This is a genomic window from Mesorhizobium sp. WSM4829 (assembly GCF_055811475.1).
The window spans coordinates 1-25,597 of the sequence record NZ_JBVVQJ010000023.1 but is presented as its reverse complement, the minus strand read 5'-3'; the positions used below and the strand labels follow the sequence as shown (position 1 = coordinate 25,597).

22 protein-coding genes and 2 pseudogenes are annotated in these 25,597 nt (G+C 63.5%); 20 read left to right on the top strand and 4 right to left on the bottom strand.

Annotation, left to right across the window (positions count from 1 at the left end; genetic code table 11):
• Window positions 1–205: 205 nt before the first annotated feature.
• The 6 genes from AC0L17_RS21365 (at window position 206) to AC0L17_RS21340 (ending at window position 6,138) form a co-directional block, all read left to right on the top strand.
• On the top strand, window positions 206–1,294 hold the full coding sequence (locus AC0L17_RS21365; RefSeq protein ID WP_473517281.1) for an ABC transporter ATP-binding protein: 1,089 nt from the start codon (window positions 206–208) through the stop codon (window positions 1,292–1,294).
• Between the two features lie 33 nt (window positions 1,295–1,327).
• Window positions 1,328–2,617, top strand: coding sequence for an ABC transporter substrate-binding protein (locus tag AC0L17_RS21360; RefSeq protein ID WP_287304847.1), 1,290 nt, complete (start codon window positions 1,328–1,330; stop codon window positions 2,615–2,617).
• Window positions 2,618–2,838: 221 nt separating this feature from the next.
• Window positions 2,839–3,723: an ABC transporter permease gene (locus AC0L17_RS21355; protein WP_473517345.1), complete on the top strand. Its 885-nt coding sequence runs from the start codon at window positions 2,839–2,841 to the stop codon at window positions 3,721–3,723.
• A 4-nt stretch (window positions 3,724–3,727) separates the two neighbouring features.
• Window positions 3,728–4,546 carry an ABC transporter permease gene (locus AC0L17_RS21350; RefSeq protein WP_128171910.1) on the top strand — a complete coding sequence of 273 codons (819 nt, stop codon included), beginning with the start codon at window positions 3,728–3,730 and terminating at the stop codon, window positions 4,544–4,546.
• Window positions 4,518–5,303, top strand: a complete 786-nt coding sequence (locus tag AC0L17_RS21345) for an aspartate/glutamate racemase family protein (RefSeq protein ID WP_473517280.1) — start codon at window positions 4,518–4,520, stop codon at window positions 5,301–5,303. The genes AC0L17_RS21350 and AC0L17_RS21345 overlap by 29 nt, the downstream gene beginning before the upstream one ends.
• A 4-nt stretch (window positions 5,304–5,307) precedes the next feature.
• The gene (locus AC0L17_RS21340) at window positions 5,308–6,138 is read left to right on the top strand and encodes a GNAT family N-acetyltransferase (protein WP_473517279.1); all 831 of its coding nucleotides are present in this window, start codon (window positions 5,308–5,310) and stop codon (window positions 6,136–6,138) included.
• Window positions 6,139–6,148: 10 nt separating this feature from the next.
• Here AC0L17_RS21340 and AC0L17_RS21335 read toward each other — a convergent pair.
• Window positions 6,149–6,687: pseudogene (locus AC0L17_RS21335) on the bottom strand (Lrp/AsnC family transcriptional regulator).
• A gap of 48 nt (window positions 6,688–6,735) precedes the next feature.
• Here AC0L17_RS21335 and AC0L17_RS21330 point away from each other — a divergent pair.
• Complete coding sequence (locus AC0L17_RS21330; protein ID WP_473517278.1) at window positions 6,736–7,914, top strand: MFS transporter; 1,179 nt, start codon at window positions 6,736–6,738, stop codon at window positions 7,912–7,914.
• A gap of 123 nt (window positions 7,915–8,037) precedes the next feature.
• A complete protein-coding gene (locus AC0L17_RS21325; protein ID WP_473517277.1) occupies window positions 8,038–8,463 on the top strand; it encodes a GNAT family N-acetyltransferase in 426 nt (141 codons plus the stop codon).
• Here AC0L17_RS21325 and AC0L17_RS21320 read toward each other — a convergent pair whose 3' ends face one another.
• Together AC0L17_RS21320 and murQ are read right to left on the bottom strand one after the other, a co-directional pair.
• Complete coding sequence (locus tag AC0L17_RS21320) at window positions 8,464–9,594, bottom strand: anhydro-N-acetylmuramic acid kinase (RefSeq protein ID WP_473517344.1); 1,131 nt, start codon at window positions 9,592–9,594, stop codon at window positions 8,464–8,466.
• A 170-nt stretch (window positions 9,595–9,764) separates the two neighbouring features.
• Entirely contained in the window at window positions 9,765–10,688 is a 924-nt protein-coding gene (murQ, locus tag AC0L17_RS21315) for an N-acetylmuramic acid 6-phosphate etherase (protein WP_473517276.1), read from the bottom strand.
• Between the two features lie 170 nt (window positions 10,689–10,858).
• Between murQ and AC0L17_RS21310 the strand changes: the two genes are divergently transcribed.
• On the top strand, window positions 10,859–11,968 hold the full coding sequence (locus tag AC0L17_RS21310) for a carbohydrate kinase (RefSeq protein ID WP_473517274.1): 1,110 nt from the start codon (window positions 10,859–10,861) through the stop codon (window positions 11,966–11,968).
• Between the two features lie 31 nt (window positions 11,969–11,999).
• Window positions 12,000–12,926 carry a pseudouridine-5'-phosphate glycosidase gene (locus tag AC0L17_RS21305; RefSeq protein WP_473517273.1) on the top strand — a complete coding sequence of 309 codons (927 nt, stop codon included), beginning with the start codon at window positions 12,000–12,002 and terminating at the stop codon, window positions 12,924–12,926.
• A gap of 83 nt (window positions 12,927–13,009) precedes the next feature.
• Here the strand turns inward: AC0L17_RS21305 and AC0L17_RS21300 are convergent.
• Window positions 13,010–13,351, bottom strand: a pseudogene (locus tag AC0L17_RS21300) (VWA domain-containing protein); the annotation flags it as partial.
• A gap of 145 nt (window positions 13,352–13,496) precedes the next feature.
• Here AC0L17_RS21300 and AC0L17_RS21295 point away from each other — a divergent pair.
• From AC0L17_RS21295 to AC0L17_RS21250, 10 genes are all read left to right on the top strand, one after another.
• The gene (locus AC0L17_RS21295) at window positions 13,497–14,471 is read left to right on the top strand and encodes a sugar-binding transcriptional regulator (RefSeq protein WP_027152561.1); all 975 of its coding nucleotides are present in this window, start codon (window positions 13,497–13,499) and stop codon (window positions 14,469–14,471) included.
• A gap of 44 nt (window positions 14,472–14,515) precedes the next feature.
• On the top strand, window positions 14,516–15,961 hold the full coding sequence (locus AC0L17_RS21290; RefSeq protein ID WP_473517272.1) for an ABC transporter substrate-binding protein: 1,446 nt from the start codon (window positions 14,516–14,518) through the stop codon (window positions 15,959–15,961).
• A 197-nt stretch (window positions 15,962–16,158) separates the two neighbouring features.
• Window positions 16,159–17,082, top strand: a complete 924-nt coding sequence (locus AC0L17_RS21285; RefSeq protein WP_091599904.1) for a carbohydrate ABC transporter permease — start codon at window positions 16,159–16,161, stop codon at window positions 17,080–17,082.
• 9 nt (window positions 17,083–17,091) lie between these two features.
• Window positions 17,092–17,949 carry a carbohydrate ABC transporter permease gene (locus AC0L17_RS21280; RefSeq protein WP_023800184.1) on the top strand — a complete coding sequence of 286 codons (858 nt, stop codon included), beginning with the start codon at window positions 17,092–17,094 and terminating at the stop codon, window positions 17,947–17,949.
• Between the two features lie 6 nt (window positions 17,950–17,955).
• Window positions 17,956–19,074: an ABC transporter ATP-binding protein gene (locus AC0L17_RS21275; protein WP_473517271.1), complete on the top strand. Its 1,119-nt coding sequence runs from the start codon at window positions 17,956–17,958 to the stop codon at window positions 19,072–19,074.
• Window positions 19,071–20,195, top strand: a complete 1,125-nt coding sequence (locus tag AC0L17_RS21270) for an ABC transporter ATP-binding protein (protein WP_287172282.1) — start codon at window positions 19,071–19,073, stop codon at window positions 20,193–20,195. The genes AC0L17_RS21275 and AC0L17_RS21270 overlap by 4 nt, the downstream gene beginning before the upstream one ends.
• The gene (locus AC0L17_RS21265) at window positions 20,195–21,748 is read left to right on the top strand and encodes an FGGY family carbohydrate kinase (RefSeq protein ID WP_473517270.1); all 1,554 of its coding nucleotides are present in this window, start codon (window positions 20,195–20,197) and stop codon (window positions 21,746–21,748) included. The genes AC0L17_RS21270 and AC0L17_RS21265 overlap by 1 nt, the downstream gene beginning before the upstream one ends.
• A 10-nt stretch (window positions 21,749–21,758) precedes the next feature.
• A complete protein-coding gene (locus AC0L17_RS21260; RefSeq protein ID WP_473517269.1) occupies window positions 21,759–22,799 on the top strand; it encodes a 2-hydroxyacid dehydrogenase in 1,041 nt (346 codons plus the stop codon).
• Between the two features lie 49 nt (window positions 22,800–22,848).
• On the top strand, window positions 22,849–24,366 hold the full coding sequence (locus AC0L17_RS21255; protein WP_473517268.1) for a glycerol-3-phosphate dehydrogenase: 1,518 nt from the start codon (window positions 22,849–22,851) through the stop codon (window positions 24,364–24,366).
• Window positions 24,366–25,307, top strand: coding sequence for a sugar phosphate isomerase/epimerase family protein (locus AC0L17_RS21250; protein WP_473517267.1), 942 nt, complete (start codon window positions 24,366–24,368; stop codon window positions 25,305–25,307). The genes AC0L17_RS21255 and AC0L17_RS21250 overlap by 1 nt, the downstream gene beginning before the upstream one ends.
• Window positions 25,308–25,597 lie beyond the last annotated feature (290 nt).

Here is a 25,597-nt window from a genome sequence, read left to right as displayed (position 1 = left end):
AGTGAATACGATGCCGGAAAAGATTGCATACGATTTTTGCGAGAATCGCTGGCGATCGCCTATAATTTGTGCATTCTCAGGCATGCCGTATCGAGGGGCAGCCGGAGGCAATTCTGATTTTCCCAAGGAATCAATCGTTTGAGGCCGATCTGGGGCAACTGGCATGCATGATGCTTTGCTTAAGTTGATTTAGAGAGGAAGCCGGATGTCCAAAGCCGCCGAAATCGACATCGTGTCCGTTTCGAAGATCTATGGCGCAACGACCGCCGTCGAAGACATCAGCTTGAAAATCCCCGCGGGAACCTATTGCTGCCTGCTCGGGCCGTCCGGCTGCGGCAAGACCTCGACGCTGCGCATGATTGCCGGGCACGAAAGCATATCGAGCGGCGACGTGCGTCTCGGCAACACGGTGGTCACCGACTTGCCGCCGGCCAGGCGCGGCACCGCCATGATGTTCCAGTCCTACGCGCTGTTTCCGCATCTCGACCTGATCGACAATGTTGCGTTCAGCCTCAAGATGAAGGGCGTCGGCAAGGAACAGCGCCGCGCCAGGGCGCTCGATATGCTGAAGCTGATGCAGATGGAGGGCTACGCCGGCCGCCGCCCGGCGCAGCTTTCGGGCGGACAGCAGCAACGCGTCGCTCTGGCCCGCGCGCTGATCACCGACCCCGAAGCGCTGCTGCTCGACGAGCCGCTATCGGCACTCGATCCATTCCTGAAGATCCGCATGCGGGCGGAACTGAAGAAGCTGCAGACCTCGCTCGGCATCACTTTCGTCCACGTCACCCATAGCCAGGAGGAGGCGATGGCGCTCGCCGACCTGATTGTGGTCATGAATGACGGCCGCATCGAGCAGGCGGCGCATCCGCGCATCGTCTTCGAGCGGCCGGCCACCGCGTTCGTCGCCCGCTTCATGGGCGATCACAACGTCGTCTGCGGCCGCGTCAGCGGCAGCCGCGACGGCATGGTCGTCTTCGATGTGCCGGGTGGGGCCTCGCTTGCGGCCAGCGGCCAGGGCAGGGCGATCGGCGAGCCGATCGATATCGCCATTCGCACCGACCATGTGCGGATCGGCGACCCACTGGCCACCGGGCTCGGCTTTACCGGCATCGCTTCCAACGTCGAATACCGCGGCTCGACCGTAAAACTCTCGATCAATGGCGCCGGCATTGAGGATTTTACCGTCATCGTCGACGACACCAGCTTCTTCGCCAAGCCGGTCGCCGTCGGCGACGCGGTGCCGATCGCCTGGGACGCCGAGGACGCGATCGTCCTTGGTCGTCTCGATTCCTGAACCAGAACCATCAATCAAAACAGGGGAACTGACATGACCAACACCACCGACAACAAGACAGGAATTTCCCGCCGCTCGCTGCTCAAGACCGGTGCTGCCGCCGTCGGTCTTGCCGCCGGTTCGGGTGCCATATCAGGGTTTCCGACGATCTGGGCGCAGAACCCGATCACCCTGCGCCAGTTCGGCACCGGCGTGTCGAACCTCAACGCCATTGCCGATAAGTGTAAGGCCGACCTCGGCATCACGCTGGAAATGACTGCGACCGATTCCGACGCCGCCGCCCAGCGCGCGGTGACCCAGCCGGACAGCTACGACATCGCCGACATCGAATACTGGATCGCCAAGAAGGTCTATCCGTCCGGCGTGATGCAGCCGATGGATGTCAAGAAGCTGAAATATTACGACAAGATCGTACCGCTGTTCATCACCGGCAAGCTGACGCCCGACAGCGTCATCGCCCAAGGCACCGCGCCGCATACCGTCGGCTTCGTCGAGGCGCAGGACGCCAAGACCTTCGCCAAGCAGCCGACCCAGTGGATGACGATGGTTCCGACCATCTACAACGCCGATACGCTCGGCATCCGCCCCGACCTTGTCGGCCGCGACATCACCACCTGGGCCGACATCATGGATCCGGCCTTCAAGGGCAAGGCCGCCATTCTCAACATCCCGTCGATCGGCATCATGGATGCGGCGATGATCATGGAAGCCATGGGCAACATCAAATATGCCGACAAGGGCAACATGACCAAGGAGGAGATCGACAAGACGATCGACTTCCTGATCAAGGCCAAGCAGGACGGCCAGTTCCGGGCGTTCTGGAAATCATTCGACGAGAGCGTCAATTTGATGGCTTCGGGCGAAGTGGTCATCCAGTCGATGTGGTCGCCGGCCGTCGCTGCGGTGCGCTCCAAGGGCATCGCCTGCAAGTACCAGCCGCTCAAGGAAGGCTATCGCTCGTGGGGCGGCGGACTTGGCCTGGCGGCGCACCTCAAGGGCGCCGAACTCGACGCCGCCTACGAGTACATTAACTGGTACCTCTCCGGCTGGGTCGGCGCCTACCTCAACCGCCAGGGCTATTACTCGGCCGCCATGGATACGGCCAAGCAGTTCATGTCCGAGGACGAATGGGGCTACTGGGTCGACGGCAAGCCGGCCAAGGGCGACATCATGGCGCCGGACGGCAAGATCATGGAGAAGGCAGGCGCGGTGCGTGACGGCGGCTCCTTCGTCGAGCGCATGGGCAAGGTCGCCTGCTGGAACTCGGTCATGGACGAGGACCGCTACATGGTGAGGCGCTGGAACGAATTCATCGCGGCGTAGTGCCTTCTTGCCTTCTCCTTGCGGGAGAAGGTGGCCGAGCGAAGCTCGGTCGGATGAGGGGTGTTGGACGGATCGCCAACGCTGAGTTTCTTCCAACACCCCTCATCCGTCTTGCCGCTGCGCGCCAATCCACCTTCTCCCACAAGGGGAGAAGGCACGCAGCTCCGGCCGCCTCGCAGCCTACCGAGATGTTGATGACAGCAGTGCTCGAACGTCCTGGAATGATCAAGGCCAAACCGGCCAAACGCCGCCGCGTCTCGGTCGAACGCTTCGTCCCCTACCTCCAGGCGGCGCCGCTGGCGCTGATCCTCGGCGCGTTCCTTTTGCTGCCGATCCTGATGATCGCCGTGGTCTCCTTCTGGGATTACGATTTCGCGGCGATGTATCCGGATTTCCTGACCATCAACTACGCCGACACGCTCGGCTCCTGGGTCACCTGGAAAACCTATCTGAACACGCTGAAATACGCTGGTATCGTCTGGGCACTGACGCTGTTCGTCGGCTTCTGGGTCGCCTATTTCCTCGCCTTCCATATCAGGACCACCGCCATGCAGATGGTGCTGTTCCTGGTCTGCACGGTGCCGTTCCTGACCTCCAACATCATCCGCATGATTTCGTGGATTCCGGTGCTTGGCCGCAACGGCTTGGTCAACTCGACGCTGGTTGAGATCGGGCTGATCCCGAAGCCGATCGAATGGCTGCTCTATTCCGAATTCGCCGTGGTGCTGGCCATGGTGCATCTCTACACGCTGTTCATGGTGACACCGATCTTCAACACGCTGATGCGCATCGACAAGTCGCTGATCGAGGCTGCGCGCGATGCCGGCGCGTCCGGCTGGCAGGTGTTGTGGAACGTCGTCATCCCTCTTGCCAAGCCCGGCATGGCGATCGGCACCATCTTCGTCGTCACGCTGGTGATGGCCGACTTTTCGACGGTGCAGGTGATGTCCGGCGGACAGAGCGCATCCGTCGCGCTGATGATGAAGAACCAGATGTCGCTGCTGCAATATCCGGCAGCGGCCGCCAACGCGGTCGTGCTGCTGGTGCTGGTGCTGCTGATGGTCGCCGGCATCCTGCGCATCGTCGACATCCGCAAGGAGCTGTGAGGCGATGAGCCGGGACAAGCGCACCCTTGAATTCTACGTGCTGGCGGCATTCTTCGCCCTTTTCGTGCTGTTTCTCTACGGCCCGCTCTCGGCGATCCTGATCCTGTCCTTCCAGGGCGAGAATGGCGGGCTGACCTTTCCGCTGAACGGCGTTTCGCTGCACTGGTTCGCCAATCTGTTCGAACGCCAGGCGGTCGGTGATTTCGGCGGCAGCTTCAAACGCTCCTTCATCCTCGGCCTGATGGTGATGATCGTCACCGTTGTCGTGTCGCTTCTTGCCGGTCTGGCCTTCCGGCAAAAATTTCGCGGCGCCACCGCATTGTTCTATCTGGCAGTCGCCAGCCTGGTCGTGCCGTCGATCATCATCTCGCTCGGCATCGGCGTCGTCTTCCAGCAGATCGGCTTTCGTCCCGCCTGGTACACCTCTGCTTTTGGTGCCCATCTGACCTGGACCTTGCCTTTCGGCGTGCTGATCATGTTCGCGGTCTTCAACCGGTTTTCGCCGGCCTATGAGGAAGCTGCGCGGGACTTGGGCGCGACCTCCTGGCAGACCTTCGCGCATGTCGTGCTGCCGATGATCGCGCCCAGCCTGATCGGTGTCGGTCTGTTCGGTTTCACCCTGTCCTATGACGAGTTCGCCCGCACCCTGATGACCTCGGGCACGTTCAACACGCTGCCGCTCGAAATCTACGGCATGACGACGAATGTGACGACGCCAGTGCTCTATGCGCTGGGCACCGTGACCACGGTATTTTCCTTCCTGGTGATTTTGGCGACGCTCGGCGCAATCGCCTATGTCGGCGGCCGTCGGCCGCGAGCTTGAGAGAACCGCAGTGCAGATCCTCGTCGTCAATCCGAACACCACCGCCAGCATGACCGAAACCATTGCAGCGGCGGCGCGGCTCGTCGCCGCCGCCGGAACGGAGATCGTCGCCGTCACCTCGTCGATGGGACCTGTGTCGATCGAAGGCTACTACGACGAGGCGCTTGCCGTGCCGGGCTTGCTGGTTGAGATCGCCGCCGGCGAACGCTCGGGCGCGCAGGCCGCGATCGTCGCCTGTTTCGACGACACCGGCCTCGATGCGGCGCGCGCCATGGCCAACATTCCGGTCATCGGCATCTGCGAGGCAGCGCTCAGCACGACCTCTTTCATCGCCCAGCGCTTCACCATCGTCACCACGACCGAGCGCTCGCGCGTGCCGGTCGAAGCGCTGGTGCAGCGCTATGGCATGGCAGGACGGGCACGCGTGCGCGCTGCCGACATTCCGGTTCTTGCGCTCGAAGACCCAACCTCTGATGCGATCCTGAAGCTGCGCGGCGAGATCGCGCGCGCGCTCGACGAGGATCGCGCCGAGGCCATCGTGCTCGGCTGCGCCGGCATGGCCGATCTCGCCGCCGCGCTGCGGCGGGAGTTCGGCGTTCCGGTCATCGACGGCGTCGGCGCCGCGGTCAAGCAGGCCGAGGCCCTGATCGCGCTTGGCCTGTCGACGTCCAAGCGTGGCGCCTATGCAAACCCGCTGGCAAAGCCCTATCTTGGCGCATTGAAGTCCTTCGCCCCCGGTACCGTAACCGCCGAGTGAGGCAATGCGCCGAACGATCAGAACGCTCGCACTTGAAGACGTAAAAATCCTTGTCGACTGGGCGGCAGCGGAGGGCTGGAATCCCGGTGTTGGCGATGCCGTGGCGTTCCATGCGGCGGATCCAGAGGGCTTCATCGGCGCCTTTGTCGATGGCGAGATGGTGGCCGGTATTTCAGCCGTCGCCTATGGCGACGATTTCGGCTTCATCGGCCTCTACATCTGTCGGCCGGACAGGCGTGGAGAAGGTCATGGCAAGGCGGTCTGGGATGCCGGCATGGCGCGGCTCGGCGACCGCACGATCGGCCTCGATGGTGTCGTCGAACAGCAGGCCAACTACCGCAGCATGGGTTTTGCGCCGGTCTACCGGACGATCCGGTTCGTCGGCACGCCGAACGCTCCGGCAGAAGCCGACAGCGATATTTGCGTCATAGGCCCGGAAGCCGATGTCCTGGACTACGACAGCCGGTTCTTTCCCGCTCCGCGGCAATCCTTCCTGGAACACTGGCTGCGCCCGCCGCACGTCGCGCTTGCGATCGTCAGGGATGGCGCCATCGAGGGATATGGCGTCGCGCGCCGATGCCGGGACGGCTGCAAGATCGGTCCGCTCTTTGCCAACAGCCTGGACGCGGCAAGCCGCCTTTTCGCGGCACTCGCCAACGCGTCCGGACCCGGAAATGTCCATCTCGACGTTCCCGAGACCAGCGGGCAATTTGCAGCCAGGCTGACGTCCGCTGGCCTTCAACCGGGCTTCGAGACGGCTCGAATGTACAGGGGAAAAGCGCCGCAGCTCACGCAGTCAGGTGTCTTTGCGATAACCACCCTGGAGCTTGGTTGACTGGACGACGCTAATACAGCGGCTTGGCCATGTGCCGGGGCGCCGGCCATTCGGTCGTGATCCCAGGCTGCACCGGCCGCTCGAGATAGGTCGACAGAACCACATAGCTTCGCGTCGAGGTCACGCCAGGCGTTTCATAAAGCCGCGACAGCAGGCCTTCGAGCGCCCGTGTGTCCTCGGTGCGGACCTTGATCAGCATGCATGTGTCGCCGGCCACCGAATGGATCTCCTCGACTTCGGGGTGCTCGGAGATCGCCATCAGTTCGGGGGTCTTTCCCCAGCCCTTGGTGTGATGTGCACGAAGGCAAGCAGCGGCTTGCGCACCGCCTTGGGATCGATGATCGCCGCGGTGTTGCGAATGGCGCCGCTGCGCCGAAGCCGCTTCACCCGTTCATGCGCGGCCGGCGGCGACAGGCCGACACGATCACCGAGTTCGGCATAGCTGACCGTGGCGTCGTCGACCAGAACGCCTAATATCTTTCGGTCGGTCGCGTCGACATCGCGGCCAGCAGGCCTGTTCTGCGGAATGCCATCTGTTTCTTCATCCATGGTGAAATTCCTTATTGATACAGAATTTAATACGGTGATTATCGGCATATGTCGAACAGTGATCAAGTCGCACCATTGACGGCAAGGCCGCCTATCCCGGCGCTCGCCTATCTCTTGACCGGATGCATTGCGGTGATCGGCTCGAACTCACTGGTTCTCGGTCCGATAGCGCCGGCGGTGGCCGCATCGTTTGCGACGAGCGTGCCGGCCGTCATGATCGCGTCCGCTGCGTTCGGGCTTGGAACGTCGGCAAGCGCCCTGTTCCTGGCCCGCCATATCGATCGGCTCGGCGCCCGCCGCATGCTGCAAGGGGCGTTGCTGCTGCTGGCGGTCGCGCTTCTCGCCAGCGCCGCCGCGCCGACGGTAACGACGCTGGTTGCGGCCCAGCTTCTCGCCGGCATCGCCGCCGGCGTTGCCATGCCGGCAATCTACGCCAGCGCCGCTGCGATCGCGCCGCCTGGCCGCGAAAGTGGAACCATCGGTGTCGTGCTGACCGGATGGACCCTGAGCATGGTCGCCGGCGTCTCATTGTCGGCGGTGCTTGCCGACCTCGTCCATTGGCGCGCCGTTTTCGCAGCGGTTGCGGTGCTTGCGGCGCTCGCGTTGATCGGCCTTACGCTGACGTCGTTGAGCGACGTCAGGAAAAGCGGCCCGGCGCCGACGCCGCTCGGCGCCTTGGCCGTTCCCGGCATAGTGCCGCTCCTGGTCGCCTGCGGCGCCTTCATGACCGCCTTCTACGGCGTCTATGGCTATCTTGGCGATCACCTTCACAATGGCTTGGGACGGCCGGTCAGCGCCAACGGCTTGGCGGCGCTCGCCTATGGCGCCGGCTTCGGCATGGCGGCGCTGCTTGACGGCGTGATCGATCGGCTTGGCGCGCGACGTGTCATGCCGTTCGCCTATCTCCTCGTCGCGGCCGTTTATGTCGCGCTCGCCGCGGCAGGCAGTAGTTTCCATCTGACCATCGCGATGGTCGCGCTCTGGGGCCTTGCCAATCATTTCGGGCTGAACGTCCTGGTGATGCGCCTCTCGGCGCTCGATCCGGCGCGGCGCGGCACGATCATGGGCCTGAACAGCGCAGTGACCTATCTCGCGGTGTTTGTCGGCACCACGGCCTTCGGACCGCTTTATTCCAGCTTCGGCTTTGCGGCATCGGCAATGGTCGCCGCGCTGCTCATGCTGGTTGCCGCTGCGGCGGCGGCGTGGCATTCGCCGCGGCCCGTGTAGTCGCGGAGCCACGCGGCGGCAGAGCTTGCGCTCCCGTCCTTTCCTTCGATAAATGCAAATGAAAGTGCCACGGGTCCGGAAGCGCTGTATACCGGTATCCGGCTGTGCCTGTCTGGACAAGCGATGAACATGACGCTTGAAACCACCGCCGACCCTTCGCCGAAAGAACTCGCTTTTCTCGGGGAGCGGCTCAGCGCGTTCAACGACAGCGAAATCGGTCCGGCCAACAGGAAGGTGCTCGCGGTGTTCGTGCGCGACGAGCACCGTGCGGTTGTCGGCGGTATCTCGGGATACACCGCCTGGGGCTGGCTCTATGTGCAGTGGCTGTGGGTTGATGAGCGGCTGCGCGGCCAGCGCATGGCCGGCAGGATGCTGGACGCAGCCGAACAGGAGGCCGTCGCACGCGGCTGTCATGGCGCCTTGATCGACACCTTCAATCCCCGGGCGGCCAAGGCCTATGAGCGTCAGGGGTATCGGCTGTTCGGCGTGCTTCCCGATTTTCCCGCCGGTCGCAGCCGCGTCTTCCTGCAGAAGAAACTGCTGGCTTGATCAGCCGGCAAGGCGTCCGCCGCGCATCGGCTGTGGCACACCGGTGGTGGTCGGAAAACTGATCGGCAGGCCCCTGAGCACGCGAACCGCCAGGAAGGCAAAGCACTCCGCCTCGACCGCGTCACCCTTCCAGCCGAGCGCCTCCGCCGGCACCGCTTCGACACCAGCGCGGCTGGCGAGCATGGCCATGATCGTCGGGTTGTGGCGGCCGCCGCCGCTGACCACCAGCCGCTTCGGCCGGTGCGGCAGGAGGTCGAGCGCCTTGCCGACGGCCGCAGCGGTGAAGGCCGTCAGCAGTGCGGCGCCATCCTCAGCGTTCATCCCGTCCGCCATGGCTGCGCCGAAATCGAACCGGTCAAGCGACTTTGGATAGGGCTTGGCCAGGTAGGGATGCTGCAGGAGCTTGGCCAGCCGGTCTTCGTCGACGGTGCCAGTCCGCGCCAGCGCGCCGTCGCGATCCATTTCGCCCAGCCCTTTCGCCTTGATGAAATCGTTCAGCGGCGCATTGGCCGGTCCGGTGTCGAAAGCGATGACATTGTCCTTGCCGTCCCACCAGGTGATGTTGGCGACGCCGCCGAGATTGAGAACCGCGGTGTCGCCGCTGATATCGGCGTCGCGCAGCAGCGCGGCGTGATAGGCGGCCGACAGCGGCGCCCCTTGCCCGCCGGCGCGCATGTCGGCCGAACGGAAATCGTAGGCGACCTTGGTCCCCAGGATTGCATGCATCAACGCCCCATCGCCGAGCTGGCGGGTCTGGCCGAGCCGGCCGGATTGCGGGGCGCGATGCAGCACGGTCTGGCCATGGAAGCCGACGACGCCGATATCGGCCATCGTCAGCCCGTAGCTTTCGACCAGGTCCTTGACGGCCGCTGATTGGGCGCGCGTCAGCGCTTGTTCAGCTTCGCGAAAGATCGCCGGCTCCGGTCCGGCAAAATTCCACGCCCTGGCCTGATCCAGCGTCTCCTCCAGCAGCGTCCGGATCGAGCCGGGGTAAGGCGCCAGCGTATAGGTGCCGAAATCCGCGATCCGCTCGCCATCGGTCTTGATCAGCGCAACATCGATATTGCCGTCCAGCACGGTGCCGGTCATCAGGCCGACGGCCCAGATTGGTTCGCCACTTTTCGCAATCATCATTTGTTAGGCTCCGTTGACGCGATCGCCGACCGATGGGCGAATCTCGATAATCCCGCGCTGTCGAAACGGATGTGTCGGATGGATCCGTTTGGTGAGCAAGGTCCCATGCCCTGCCTTTGTCGAAGTCGGTCCATCCTGGATACTGGTATACCGGTATCCAGACAGCTTCACAGCGTCTTTTCGCCGATCGCCTTTCGCAAAAACCCGCCCGCATTGTCGAGCGCCTTGCGTGCCTCTTCGATGCCCATCCCGGTGATTGTCACCAGTATCGCCAGCTTGACGTCTTTGCCGGTCTGGTCGAGCGCCCGTCGTGCCTGCTGCGCTGTGCAGCCCGTGGTCTGCATGACGATCCCGACCGCCCTGGCGACGAGCTTCTTGTTGCTGGGATTGAGGTCGACCATCAGGTTCTGATAGCTCTTGCCGATCCGGATCATGCTGGCTGTCGTCAGCATGTTGAGAACCAGCTTTTGCGCGGTTCCCGACTTCAACCGGGTCGAGCCGGCGAGAACCTCGGGGCCGACAAGCGGAGAGATGGCAATGTCGGCGATGCCGGCAATGACTGACCTGGGATTGCAGGAAAGCGCCACCGTCGTTGCTCCGACCTGCCTTGCATAGGTCAAGCCGCTGATGACGTAGGGTGTGCGGCCGCTGACCGCGATGCCCACCACCACGTCGTCGGCGGTCAACTTGATGCCCTGCAGTGCCTTGATGCCTTGTTTCGGATCGTCCTCGGCGCCTTCCACAGCCCGCACCAGCGCATTCGGGCCGCCGGCGATCAGGCCGAGCACCATGCCCTCGGGCACGCCAAATGTTGGCGGACACTCCGAGGCGTCGAGAACCCCCAGCCGGCCGCTCGTGCCGGCGCCCATATAGACAAGCCGCGCGCCTTTTTGAAACGCACCAACGATCCGGTCTACCGCGGCAGCAATTTCCGGAATGACCTTCTCGACGGCGGCCGGAACGCCGCTGTCCTCGTCATTGATCAGGCGCAGGATCTCGATGGTCGGCAGCAGGTCGATATCCATCGTCCTCGGGTTCCGATCCTCGGAAACCAACCGCTCCAGCTCCGACATCAACTCCTGTTCGTTCATCCGCCTGCTTTCAAACGTCTTGCCATCGGCAACAAGTAATGTGATGCGGCGCCGGGCGTTGACCAGTACCAGCGACTGGCATCGACAGGCTCGCCAGACAAACAAATGTTGACAACACCATCTGTTGTTGTTCAAAGTTCAGCATGAATTGCGCGGACCGGGGTGAGGCGATGGACGACCTTGGAGCACAGGAACAGGCAGTGCTGGATCTCATTGCGGCGAACCCGTTCGCCGGCCAGCAGGATATAGCGACCGCGCTCGGCATTGCCCGCTCGACCGTCGCGGCGCACATCGTGCAGCTCGTCAACAAGGGCTACATTCTTGGCCGCGGCTATGTCTTGCCGGCGTCCAAGCGCATGATCTGCATCGGCGGCGCCGTCCTCGACCGCAAGTACCACGCCAGGAAGGATCTGATCTTGGGGACGTCGAACCCGGTCGCCGGCTACCGCAGCTTCGGCGGCGTCGCCCGCAACGTCGCCGAGAACCTTGTCCGCCTCGGCGTCGACATAAGCTTCGTTTCGATTGTCGGCGACGACGAGACCGGCCGCTCGCTGGTGCGGCATCTGCGCGACCTCGGCGCCGACGTCAGCCAGGTGATCACCACCACGGAGCGGCCGACGGCGGAATATGCAGCGATCCTCGACCTCAATAACGATCTCGTGCTCGGCATCGCCGACATGGAGATCTTCGATCTGTTTTCGCCATCCTGTCTCGACCGTTTCTGGCCGCATCTGGCTTCGGCGAATTGGGTGTTCATCGACTGCAACCTGCCGGCCGCGACGATCGCGGCGCTGATGTCACGCAAGCAGGGCGCGCGCTTCAAGCTCGCCGTCGACACGGTGTCGTCGCCGAAATCGGCACGCCTGCCCAAGGACCTGTCCGGCATCGACCTTTTATTCACCAACCATGACGAGGCCAATACGATGCTTGGCATCACCGATGCCGACAAGCGGCTGAAGCCGAAAGAGGCCGCGGCGGCGCTGCGCGCGGCCGGCGCCAGCGAGGTGATCGTGACCATGGGCGCGCACGGATTTGCGGTCGCGACCGAAGGCGGCGTGGCAACGATGCGTTCCGTCCCGGCCCGCGCCGTCGACATCACCGGAGCCGGCGACGCAATGATTGCCGGCACCCTGTACAAGGTGCTTTCGGGCGATCCCGTGCTCGACGCGGCGCGCACCGGGGCGCTGCTCGCCACGCTGACCACCGAGAGCGAATCCAGCGTCCATCCCGATCTGTCGCCGCGCTTCCTCACCGCCGGCATGTACCGCATTCCCGCCTGACCACGAGTCGAACCCTGAAAGCGAAACGACGATGAAACCTTCCCTTCTCCATCTGAACGACGAAGTCGCTGCAGCACTTCGTGAAGGCCGCGCGCTGGTGGCGCTGGAATCGACGATCATCACCCACGGCATGCCCTATCCGGCCAATCTGGAGACTGCCCGCAGCGTCGAGACCGTGGTCCGCGAGAATGGCGCCGTGCCCGCCACGATCGCGGTGGTTGCCGGCAAGATCAAGGTCGGGCTCGATGACCGCGAGCTGGAGCAGCTGGCAGCGGCAAAGGACGTGGTCAAGGCGTCCGGGCGCGACCTCGCCGCCATCATGGTGAGCGGCGGCTCGGCCGGGACCACGGTTTCGGCGACGATGCGGATCGCTGCATTGGCTGGCATCGGTATTTTCGCGACCGGCGGCGTCGGCGGCGTGCATCGTGGCGCCGAGGCCACTTTCGATATTTCGGCCGACCTGACCGAACTCGGCCAGACCGGCACCACCGTCGTCTGCGCCGGCGTGAAATCGATCCTCGATATTGCAAAAACGCTGGAATATCTGGAGACCCAGCGCGTGCCGGTGATTGCCTACCAGAGCGACGACTTTCCGGCTTTTTATACGCGCTCCAGCGGACTTAAAGCCGATCACCGCCTCGATACGCCGCAGGACATTGCGCAGGCCATGCTGCTGCACGAGCAGATCGGCTCGGGCACAGGCATCCTCGTCGCCAACCCAATTCCGCAAGTGGATGCGCTCGATCCGGCCTTCATCGACGGCACGATCACGGCAGCGGTGGCGGAAGCCGAAGAACGCGGCATCGGACGCAAGGAGCTGACGCCGTTCCTGCTCGCCCGCATCAACGAGCTTTCGCAAGGCCGCAGCCTGAAGGCCAACATCGCGCTGGTCCGCAACAACGCCGCGCTTGCCGCTCGCATCGCCGTGGCGCATGCGGGATTGAAGGACATGAAATAGCGGAACTGCCGGCCACAATCGCTGACCTGTCCAGCCGCCTTCCAGCCGCGACAGGAGTTCGGCAACCCTCTGGAACATGGGGCTCAGTCGTCCGCCCTGGGAGCCTCGGTCTCGGCGCGAACCAGCTTGATGTCGGCGCCCGCGGCCCAAGCGCCGATATCTTCCCGGCGCAATGCCGCCGCCATCATGTCCGGAAACAAATCCGGCGTGCAGGCGAAGACCGGAATGCCGAGTGCGGCAACCGAACCTGCCATTGCCGGATCGTAGCGGCCTTGGTCGGTCAGTGCCAGAAGCACGACGACATTGACGCCGGATCGAACCAGCGCCGCCAGCCGCCGCAGCAACTCCTGGCCATTGCCGCCCTCGTAGAGGTCGGTGACCAGCACCAGATGCGACTTGGTTGGCCGCTCGATACGGTCGGCGCATTTCAGACTGGCACCGCCCTGCACGATGGCTGCTTCAGCAGGCCTTTTTTGCCCTCTCAAGGTGATTTGAACGCTGCGGCGCTTGACTCCTGCGACACCTTGTGAAAAATTTTGCATCACCTGATAAAAATATCTTAGGGCGGAAATGGTTGGTTTTGGAAACGGCCTCCTGCGCGACGATGAAACCAGTATGGCGACGCGCGCCGCCTGGCTCCATTATGCTGGCGGGCTGACCCAGTCAGAGGTTGCCAAGCGGCTTGGTCTGACCAGCCTCAAGGCGCATCGCCTTATCACCAAGGCCAATCAGGAAGGGCTGGTCAAAGTCTATATCGACGGCGAAGTGTCGGAATGCGTCGCGCTTGAAGACGATTTGTCCAGCCGCTACGGCCTCGATTATTGCGAGGTCGTACCCGACTTCGATGGCGAAGACTTGCCGCTCAAGGCGCTCGGCATCGCCGGCGCGCAGTTCCTCAAACGTGAGATCGAACGCGGCGAGGATACGCTGATCGGCGTCGGCCATGGCCGCACGCTCGCCGCCTGCGTCGAATATCTGCCGCGCATATCGGCCGAAAAGACCCGCTTCGTCTCATTGCTCGGCGGCCTGACGCGCAAGTTCTCGGCCAATCCGCACGACGTCATTCACCGCCTGGCCGAACGGACTGGCGCCGAAGCCTATGTGATGCCGGTGCCGATGTTCGCCAACACGGTCGAGGATCGAACCGTGCTGCTCGGGCAGAAGGGCATCAGCGAGGTTTTCGATCTCGGCAAGGCCGCCGACCTGCTCATCGCCGGCATCGGCACCGCCGAGCGCGAGGCGTCGCTGGTCGCCACCGGCATGATCGAGAAGGGCGAAATGGAGGAGATCCGCCGCAACGGCGGTGTCGGCGAGCTGCTCGGCCATTTCTTCGATGACGCTGGAAAGGCGGTCGAGACGACGCTTTCCAACCGCGCGCTGGCACTGGCGCGCGAAGACATCAGCAATCGCAGGATTGTCGCCGTTGCCGGCGGCAAGGTGAAGGTTCGTGCCATCAAATCGGTGTTGGAGGGTCGCTATCTCAAGGGCCTGGTCACCGATGAGCGGACGGCGCGAAAACTCGTGGAGCAGACGCCGGTCGGGTAGCCGGCAGCCATTCGATTGAAACTACCCTGTGGAGGAGAAGACAAATGCATGAGAAAGAAAAAGACCTGATCGACGCGTTCCTGCGCGGACAAGTCGATCGTCGTGGGCTGATCAAGGGCCTTGGCGCGATGGGGCTTGCCGCCGGCACGGCCGGAACGCTGCTCAATCTGGGGCAGACCCGTGCGCTGGCGGCGGACTTCGACTGGCAGGCGCACAAGGGCAAGACCATCAAGCTCTTGCTCAACAAGCATCCTTACGCGGATGCGATGATCGCCAACCTCGAAAACTTCAAGAAGTTGACCGGCATGGAAGTCGTCTACGACGTGTTTCCGGAAGACGTCTATTTCGACAAGGTCACCGCTGCGCTGTCGGCCAGTTCGCCTGAATACGATGCCTTCATGACCGGCGCCTACATGACCTGGACCTACGGCCCGGCCGGCTGGATCACCGACCTCAACGAATGGATCAAGGATCCGACCAAGACCAATGTGAACTATGCGTGGGACGACTTCCTGCCCGGTGTCAGGAAGTCCTGCGCCTGGAACGGCCAGCCCGGCGGCGTGCTCGGTTCCGACGATGCCAAGCAGTGGTGCATTCCGTGGGGTTTCGAACAGAACAACATCACCTACAACAAGGGCATGTTCGACAAGGTCGGGGTCAGCGTTCCCGGCAATATGGACGAGATGGTCGCTACGGCGGCCAAGCTCACCAAGGATGTCGGCGGCGGCGTCTACGGAATCGGCGTGCGCGGCTCGCGCTCCTGGGCGACGATCCATCCCGGCTTCCTGTCGGCTTATGCCAACTTTGACCAGAAGGACCTGAACGTCTCGGCTGATGGCAAATTGTCGGCCGCGATGAACACCGCCGAATCCAAGGCCTTCCACAAGCAATGGGTCCAGATGATCCAGGAGAGCGGCCCCAAGGACTGGTCGACCTACACCTGGTATCAGGTCGGCACCGACCTTGGCGCCGGCGCCTCGGCGATGATCTTCGACGCCGACATCCTCGGCTATTTCATGAATGGCGGCGACAACAAGATGGCAGGCAAGCTCGCCTTCTCCGCTTTCAAGGCCAATCCCGCCGCCAAGGCTCCGACGCCCAACATCTGGATCTGGTCGCTGTCGATGTCCAATTTCTCGAAGGACAAGGACGCCACCTGGTACTTCATGCAATGGGCATCAGGGCCAGAGCATGCACTGTTCGGTGCGACCGAGATGGACTTCGTCAATCCGGTGCGTCAGTCGGTCTGGAACGACCAGATGTTCCGCGAGAAGCTGAACAAGAGCTATCCGGGCTATGTCGAGATGTTCGACGTCTCGGCGCCGGGCGCCAGCATCAAGTTCACCCCGCAGCCGCTGTTCTTCGATCTGACCACCGAATGGGCGGCGACGCTGCAGAAGATGGTGGCCAAGGAAGTGCCGATCGACGAAGGCCTCGACATGCTGGCCAGCAGCGTCGACGGCCAGCTCAAGGAAGCCGGGCTCGGCTGAGTCCTGGCGGCCGGCCGGCCCGCTGCTGCGGGCCAGCCGGCCATTCCACTGCGAAGCGGCGCCTGGAGCATCGGACCCAAATCGGTTTTGGGAATTCCGATGTTCAAACAATGGCGGTGCCGCCACTCGCCCAACCGGCCGCCTAGCTCCCTAGGCGGCCGGCAGGGCGAAGCAACAGAGATGACGGGTGAGCCACGATGACTACGGCGACAATGCAAAGAAACAGGCCTTCCGGCTTCAGGATCAGCAAGAAAGTGCTGCCCTATGTGCTCAGCCTGCCGGCCTTGCTCGTCTGCATCGGCATCCTGATCCCGTTCTTCACATCGGTCGTCTACTCGTTCCAGCGCTACCGGCTGAGCCAGCCCTGGGCGCGGCAGTTCAACTGGGGCGACAATTACATCTCGTTTTTCACCGACCCGAGGTTCTGGAACACGCTGGAGATATCGCTGCTCTATGCCGGTATCACCGTGCTGCTTGAACTGCTTCTCGGTCTCGGCATCGCCATGCTGCTGCAGAAGCGCTCGACGCTGAACAACTTCATCTCGATCATGCTGTTGATGCCGCTGATGACGGCGCCGGCGCTTGCCGCGCTGATGTGGAAGCTGATGACCAATCCCGGCTTTGGCGTGCTGAGCTACCTCGCCAGCCTGATCGGATTGCAGGATTTCCGCTGGGCTTCGTCGCCGTCGACCGCGCTTTTCACGGTGGTGCTTGTCGATATCTGGGTCTACACGCCCTTCATCATGATCCTGCTGCTTGCCGGCCTGCGCAGCCTGCCGACGCAGCCCTTCGAGGCGGCGGCACTTGACGGCGTGCCGCGGAGTTTTGTGTTCTTCCGCATCACCTTGCCGATGCTGACGCCCTACATCCTGACGGCGACGCTGTTTCGCCTGCTGGATTCCATCCAGCAGTTCGACATCATCTATGCCATGACCCAGGGCGGTCCGGGCGACACGCTGACCGTCTTCCAGGTCGAGGCCTATCTCAATTTCTTCCAGTCGACCAATGTCGGCCGCTCGGCGGCGCTGATGATCATCCTGTGGGCGATCACCTATTTCCTCTCCAACATCTTCATCAAGAACTGGCTGCGGCTGCGCGAACGCGCCCGCGGCCTGGCATAGGAGGCCGGGATGGAACACACCTCGCTTCTCGAACGCATCCTGCGTGGCATAGCGCTGACGCTGGTCGTGATCTTCTTCATGTTCCCGATCGTCTGGATCCTCATGATGTCCTTCCAGACCAACGAGACCATCCTGCGGATTCCGCCGCAGCTTGTCTTCAAGCCGACGCTGGCCAACTACACCGCGCTGATCACCGGCAAGCTGACCACGGCAGCCGGCACGCTCGACATCGCCTTCATGCGCAACCTGTGGAATTCGGTGTTCCTGTCGGTCACCTCGGTCGCCGTCGCGCTGCTGCTCGGCGTCCCCGCCGCTTACGCCTTTGCCCGGCACAAATTCCGCGGCTCGGAGGACATCGCCTTCACGCTGCTGTCGTTCCGGTTCGCGCCGGCGCTGCTGGTGCTGCTGCCGCTCACCCTCTATTTCCAGAAGCTTGGACTGGCCAACACCTATATCGGGCTGATCTGGGTCTATCAGCTGATCTGCCTGCCGCTGATCCTGTGGATCGTGCGCGGCTATTTCGAGGACATCCCGGCGGATATCGAATACGCCTATCGCATTGCCGGCCATTCCTGGTTCGCCACCTTCCGCAAGATCGCGCTGCCGCTCGCCGGCCCCGGCATCGCGGCTGCCGGCCTGCTCGCCTTCATCTTCGCCTGGAACAATTTCATCTTCGCGCTCGTGCTCGCTTCGGCCGACAAGCAGCCGGTGACGGTCGGCGCGCTCGCCTTCATCACCTCCTCCGGCATCCAGTACGGCCAGATCTCGGCAGCGATCGTGCTGTCGATCACCCCGACGCTGGCGCTCGCCCTTTACGCGCAGCGCTATCTCGTCGAAGGCCTGTCGCTCGGTGCGGTGAAAGGATAGCTCCCGATGGCCAGCCTCGAATTGCGAAATGTCGTCAAGCGCTACAAGAGCCAGACTGTGCTCGACAATCTGTCGTTGAGCGTCGCCGACGGCGAAACCCTGGTCCTGTTCGGACCGTCCGGCGCCGGCAAGACGGTGCTGCTGCGGCTCGTCGCCGGCGTCATCGACCCTGATGAGGGAAAAATCTTCATCGGCGGCGAGGACATGACCGATCTTGACGCCGAGTTCCGCGGCGTCGGCATGGCATTCCAGAATTTCGCGCTGTTTCCGCACATGACCGCCTTCGACAACATCGCCACGCCGCTTCAGGCCAAGCGATCGTCGCAAAGCGCGATGAAGGCGGGTGTCGAGAGCGTCGCCAAGCTGCTGAAGATCGGCCACGTGCTCAGCCACAAGCCACGGGCGCTGTCCAACGGCCAGAAGCAGCGCACCGCGCTCGCCCGCGCTCTGGTCGGCTCGCCGCCGGTGCTGCTGCTCGACGATCCGCTGCGCAACGTCGATGCCAAACTGCGCTTCGAGATGCGGCTCGAACTGCCGAGGCTGCTGGCAGATCGCGGTGCGACCGTCGTCTACGTCACCCAGGACTACAAGGAGGCCATGGCGCTCGGCGATCGCATCGCGGTGATGTCGCAAGGCGTCATCAAGCAGCTCGGCACGCCCGAACAGATCTATCGCGAGCCGGCCAACATCGAGATCGCGCGGCTGTTCGGCGATCCGACAATCAACCTGCTCGACGTCAAGCCGTCGCGCGATGCCAAGGGCATCTATGTCGGCCTGTCGAATGTCCAGGTCCATCTGACCGGCGCCTATGACGCCACGGTCGGCCGCGATTGCGTGATCGGCTTGCGGCCCGAAGCGCTGCGCTTCGTCGACGAAGGAACATCTGCTGCCATTCCGGTGACCGTCGAGGCGGAGACGCCGCTCAACGAAAAGATCGTCACGCTGGTGCGCACCGTGCGCGGCCGCGAAATCCTGGTCTCCCGGCCGGCCGGAACAGCGGGTCAAACCGAGGGCAGGGCCTATATCGCCGTCGACGGCAAAAGCGCCCTGCTGTTCGATCGTGCCAGCGGCGACCGTATCGGCTCGAAAAACGTCGTCAATTTGCGCAGCGGAGAAGCGGCATGAGCCAGAGCGCACTCACCATTTCCGGGGTCGACAAATTCTACGGCCCGATCGACCGAGGTGTGCACGCCGTCCAGAATCTGACGATGGAAATCGACAAGGGCGAGATCGTCGCACTGCTCGGCTCGTCCGGCTGCGGCAAGACTTCGACATTGCGCATGATCGCCGGCTTCGAAGAGGTCTCGCGCGGCAGCATTTCGGTTGCCGGCCGCAAGGTGCACACGCTGCCGCCGGTCAAGCGCAATGTGGCGATGGCGTTCGAGGGCTATTCGCTGTATCCGCCGCTGACTGTGCGCGAGAACATGGCGTTTGCGCTGAAGGCGGCCAGGCTGCCGAAAAGTCAGGTCGACGCGAAAGTTGCCAGCATCGCCAAGCTGCTCGAGATCGAGGACATTCTTGAGCGCTATCCGAGTTCCATCTCCGGCGGCCAGCAGCAGCGCGCCAGCCTCGGCCGGGCACTGATCCGCGAGGCCGACCTGCATCTGCTGGACGAACCGATGGGCCAGCTCGAGCCGCAGCTTCGCGCGGTCCTGCGCGGTCGCATCAAGCACTTCATCAAGGAGCGCGGCTTGACCGCGATCCTGGTCACCCACGACCAGACCGAGGCCAACGCGTTGGCCGACCGGATCGCGGTAATGGAAGGCGGCGTGCTGCAGCAGTTCGATACGCCCGATATGCTCAAGCAGCGGCCGGCCAACCTGTTCACCGGCACGTTCGTCGGCGAGCCGCCGATGAATGTCTTCGAGGCCTATGTCGGCACGGCCGCCGACAAGATCAATCTGCGGCTGCCCGACGGGCTTTCACTCGACTATGACAAGGACGCGTTCAGCGGCTCGGTTCGCGACGAATTGCTCAAACGGCAGCGGGTCGTCATCGGTGTCAGGCCCTATGCGGTTCGCCGCTCGAAGGACGGCGTGCCGGCGACGGTTTCGGCCAACCAATGGCTCGGCGACCAGACCCATATCGCGGCGGATTTCGCCGGCGGCTCGCTGGTCCTGGTCGAACATGACCGGACCCGGCTGGAGCTTGGCGCGCCGATCAACATCAGCATCGATCCGAAAAATCTGCACGTCTTCGATCAGTCCAGCGGCATGGCCATTTCGCACGGCATGGAGCTTGCCTGATGCGGGATGTGCTGATCGGCATCGACGCCGGCACGTCTGTCATCAAATCCGTCGCCTTCGACACGGCGGGCCGGCAGCTCGCGGCCGCGGCGGTGCCGAACCGGTACGAGACCTTGCCGGGCGGCGGCGCCGAGCAGGATCTGGCACGCACCTGGACCGATACCGCGACCACATTGCGCCAGCTTGCCGACAAGGTGCCGGACCTCGCCAGCCGCATCATTGCGATCGCCGTGACCGGGCAGGGCGACGGCACCTGGCTGATCGACAAGGACGGTGACCCGGTCGCCAAGGGCTGGCTGTGGCTCGACGCGCGCGCTGCCGCCATCGTCGAGGAGATCCGCGCGCGCCCCGATGACCGGCTTCGTTTCGAAAAGACCGGCAGCGGGCTCGCCGCCTGCCAGCAGGGGCCGCAGCTTGCCTTCATGAAGCGCAACGCGCCTGACAGGCTTGCCGGCGCCGCGACAGCGTTCCATTGCAAGGACTGGCTCTATTTCAACCTGACCGGCGAACGCGCCACCGATCCTTCCGAGGGCACCTTCACCTTTGGCGACTTCCGCACCCGCGGCTATTGCGATGAGGTGCTTGAGGTGCTCGGCGTCGCCGACCTTAGGCATTTGCTGCCGCCGATCGTCGACGGCACCAGGCATAGCGCCGGCCTGTCGGCGGCGGCTGCCGAAGCGACCGGGCTGCTTTCCGGTACGCCGGTGGTGCTGGCCTATGTCGACGTGGCCTGCACCGCGCTCGGCGCCGGCCTGCTCGACCGCGAGCGCAAGCCTGGCTGCTCGATCATCGGCTCCACCGGCATGCATATGCGGCTTGCTCAGACGCCGGACGAGGTGCTGCTCAACGAGGCCAGGACCGGCTACACGATGACGATGCCGGCGCCCGGCGTCTTTGCGCAGATGCAGTCGAACATGGCAGCGACGCTCAACATCGATTGGATCCTTAGCCTCGCCTCCGGCATACTCGCCTCGCAAGGCATCACCCGCAGCAATGGCGAGATGATCGCGCTGGTCGACGAATGGATATCGTCATCGGAGCCGGCCTCGCTGCTCTATCAGCCCTATGTGTCGGAGGCCGGCGAGCGCGGGCCGTTCGTCGATGCCAATGCCAGGGCCGGTTTCGTCGGCATTTCGTCGCGGCACGGTTATGCCGATATGGTTCGTGCTGTTTTTGAGGGGCTGGCATTCGCGTCGCGCGATTGCTACGCCGCCATGGGGCCGCTGCCGAGCGAAATCCGGCTGACCGGCGGCGCCGCCAGAAGCCCGGCTCTGCGCAAGATCCTCGGCGCTGTCGTCGGCGCCGACATTCGCACCAGCCAACGCGAGGAAGCCGGTGCCGCGGGCGCCGCGATGATCGCTGCGGTCTGCGTCGGCCAATACAGTTCGATGGACGAATGCGTCGGCGAATGGGTCACGCCGCTGCTGGGCGCGGCGGAACCGAGCGACCGAAAACTTGCCGCGATCTATGAGCGGGCGGTTCCGTCCTACACATTGGCGCATGAGGCGCTGCGGCCGGTCTGGCGGTCGATGGCCGCGTCCAGGGCAAACTGAGAAGTCGAGCATGCGTAAGAAGATTGCAATCATTGGCGACCGCTTCATGCTTCCCGAGGTCTTTCGCGAGAAAATCGAGAAGGCCTGCGGCGCCAATCTCGACATCCGCACCCTTGAGGCGGCCTGGCCCGACGAGCCGATGGAATTCGGCAATGCAGCGCTCGGCCTCGACAAGGTGAAGGAGTATTTTGGCGATCCGGACGAGGTGGTCGATTTCATTGGCGACGCCGAGATCTTCGTCACCCAGCTTGCGCCGCTGTCCGAGACCATGATGCAGCGCCTGCCTGCGCTGAAGCTGGTTGCGGTCTCGCGCGGCGGCCCGATCAACATCGACATGGTTGCCGCCAGGGCCCACGGCATCACCGTCGTCAATGTGCCCGGCCGCAATGCAAGTGCTGTGGCCGAATTCACCATCGGTGCGATCCTTGCCGAGACGCGGCTGATCCGGGTCGGGCACGAAGCATTGCGCAAAGGGGAATGGCGCGGCGATCTCTACCGGGCCGACCGTACCGGCCGCGAGCTCAACGAAATGACCGTCGGCGTCATCGGCTACGGTAATATCGGCACCAAGGTTGTCCGCCTGCTGCGCGCCTTCGGCTGCCGCATCCTGGTCACCGATCCCTATGTGCAACTGAGCGCCGAAGACCGCAATGACGGCGTCGAACTGGTCGCGCTCGACGATCTCCTGTCCCGCTCCGATGTGGTGACGCTTCATCCCCGGGTGACCGAAGAGACCCGCGGCCTGATCAACATGGACACCATCGCCCGGATGAAGCCGGGGGTGATTTTCGTCAACACCGCGCGCGGGCCGCTGGTCGACTACGACGCGCTCTACGATGCGCTGGTCTCTGGCCATATCGGCAGCGCCATGCTGGAGACGTTTGCGGTCGAGCCGGTGCCTGCCGACTGGCCGCTGCTGCAGCTTCCAAATGTCACGCTGACGCCGCATATCGCCGGCGCTTCGGTGCGCACGGTGACCTATGCGGCCGAGCAAGCGGCCGAAGAGGTGCGCCGCTTCATCGTCGGGCTCCCACCGGTCAACCCGTGCTGAAGGTCGCGGCAGCCATGAAACGCAATCCAGGCATAGAGGATCCGGCGAGATGAGCGGCGCCACTGAAATCGTCGATCTGTTCGTCATCGGCGGTGGCGTCAATGGCGCCGGCATCGCGCGCGACGCAGTCGGCCGCGGGCTTTCCGTCATCCTGTGCGAAAAAGACGATCTCGCCGAAGGCACCAGTTCGCGATCGGGAAAGCTCGTCCATGGCGGCCTGCGCTATCTCGAATACTACGAATTCCGGCTGGTGCGCGAGGCGCTGATCGAACGCGAAGTGCTGCTTGAATCGGCGCCGCATATCATCTGGCCGATGCGCTTCGTGCTGCCGCACAGCCCGGACGACCGGCCGGCCTGGCTGGTCCGGCTCGGCCTGTTCCTCTACGATCATCTTGGCGGCCGCAAGCGGCTGCCGGGCACCCGCACGCTCAACCTGCGCACCGCGCCCGAAGGCGCGCCGATCAAGGATGCGTTCAAGCGCGGTTTCGAATATTCCGATTGCTGGGTCGACGACGCCCGTCTCGTCGTCATCAATGCGCTCGACGCTGCGGAACGGGGAGCCAGGATCTTCACCCGGACCGCCTGCACCGCCGCCCGCCGTGAAAACGGCCTGTGGTCGGTCGAGATGCGCGACAGCCGAACCGGCGTCAGGGCCACGGTTCGGGCGCGTGCGCTGATCAACGCCGCCGGTCCCTGGGTCAACGACATCATCAACCGCGTGGCTGGTCAGAACTCCAAGCGGAATGTCCGGCTGGTCAAGGGCAGCCACATCGTCGTGCCGAAATTCTGGGAAGGGCGGCAGGCCTATCTGGTCCAGAACAGCGACAAGCGCGTGATCTTCATCAATCCCTACCAGAACGATCTGGCCCTGATCGGCACCACCGATATTCCCTATGAGGGGCGGCCGGAAGACGTGGCGGCGGATGCCAGCGAGGTCGACTACCTGATCAAGGTGGTCAACCGCTACTTCAAGCGCGAACTTGCCCGAGACGATGTCATCTACTCGTTCTCGGGTGTCAGGCCGCTCTATGACGACAACGCCGACAATCCGAGCGCGGTGACGCGCGACTATATTTTCGAACTCGACGCATCATCCGGGCAGGCGCCGCTGCTCTCCGTCTTCGGCGGCAAGATCACCACCTTCCGCAAGCTGGCCGAGCATGCGCTGGACCGGATCGCGCCTTTCTTTCCGAAAATGGGCAAGCCGTGGACGTCGAAAGGCTACCTGCCGGGTGGTGATATCGCCAACGCCGATTTCGAGCAGTTTCTCGGCGACCTCGGCCGCGAATATCCCTGGATGCCGGCATCGCTGGTCAAGCAGTATGGCCGGCTCTACGGCACCAGGACGCGCGTTCTGGTCGGTGCGTCCAGGTCGCTCACCGAACTGGGCCGGTGCTTCGGCAAGGATTTTTTCGAACGCGAAGCCAGTTATTTGTTCGAGCATGAATGGGCGCTGACCGCTGCCGATATTCTCGAACGGCGCACCAAGCACGGCCTGCATCTGTCCGCCGCGGAAAGAGCCGCCTTCGAGGACTGGTGCGTTGGCCGACTGGTGAGGGCAGGCTGATGACTTTTACGCTTTCCCTCAACACCAATCCGCTGGTCAACCGTTTTGCCGAACCGGACGATCTGATCGACGCGATCGCCTACGACATCGGCATCCGGGACGTGCAGCTCACGCATGAATTCGTCAATCCCGGCTGGCCGGCGGCGACGATCTCGAAATTCGTCCGCCTGTTCCGCACGGCGCTGGACCGCACCGGCGTGCGCGTGACGTCCGGGATGACCGGCCCTTACGGGCGGCTCAACCATTTCGGCCATCCCGACGCCGACGTGCGCCGCTACTACGTCGATTGGTTCAAGACCTTTGCCGACATTTCGGCCGAGCTCGGCGCCAGCGGCATGGGCACGCAGTTCGCGATCTTCACGCACCGGGATTTTGACGATCCCGAGCGTCGCGCGCGGCTTTTCGACATCGCGCTGGAATGCTGGCGCGACGTCGCCGAGCACGCCAGGGCGGCCGGTTTGACCTATCTGTTCTGGGAACCGATGTCGGTCGGCCGCGAATTCGGCCATACGATCGAGTGCTGCCGGTCCCTGCACAACGAGATCGAAGAGGCCGGCATGGCCATCCCGTTGAAGATGATGGTCGATATCGACCATGGCGACGTCACCTCGAGCAACCCGGCCGACATAGATCCCTATGCCTGGGCCGAAGCCTTTCCCACGGTATCGCCGATCATCCACATCAAACAGTCGTCGATGAACAAGGGCGGCCATTGGCCGTTCATCGCCGCCTACAACAAGGACGGCCGCATCACGCCGGAAAAACTTCTGGAGACGGTTCGGCGCGGCGGCGGCGTCGACAACGAGATCTGCCTCGAACTGTCGTTCCGCGAACGCGAGCCGGTCGACCACCAGGTCGTCGCCATGATCCGCGAGTCGGTCGATTATTGGGCGCCGTTTATCGAGACCGGCAGGGCGGCGATTTTGCCGCGAACAGGATAGGCTGGTGCGGCTCCTGCCGGGCCAATCGCTTCAGGTTTGAAGCCGTCTTCGACCTGAATTATCCAACGTTCGCGCTGCCCCTCACCTGCCTGCCGGCATCCTCTCCCCGTATAGGGACGGGGAGAGGGGCGCTGTCGTCGCGGGTTTCGCCAATCGCCGGCGCAGCAAGCACAGCGCCGACGTTGCGGCCAGCCCCTTCTCCCCGTCACTATGCCTATCGGATTCACACATCGAGCGTGGCTCCGTACTTGATGGCTTGGAACTCTGCGAGGCCGATGCGCATCACCTTG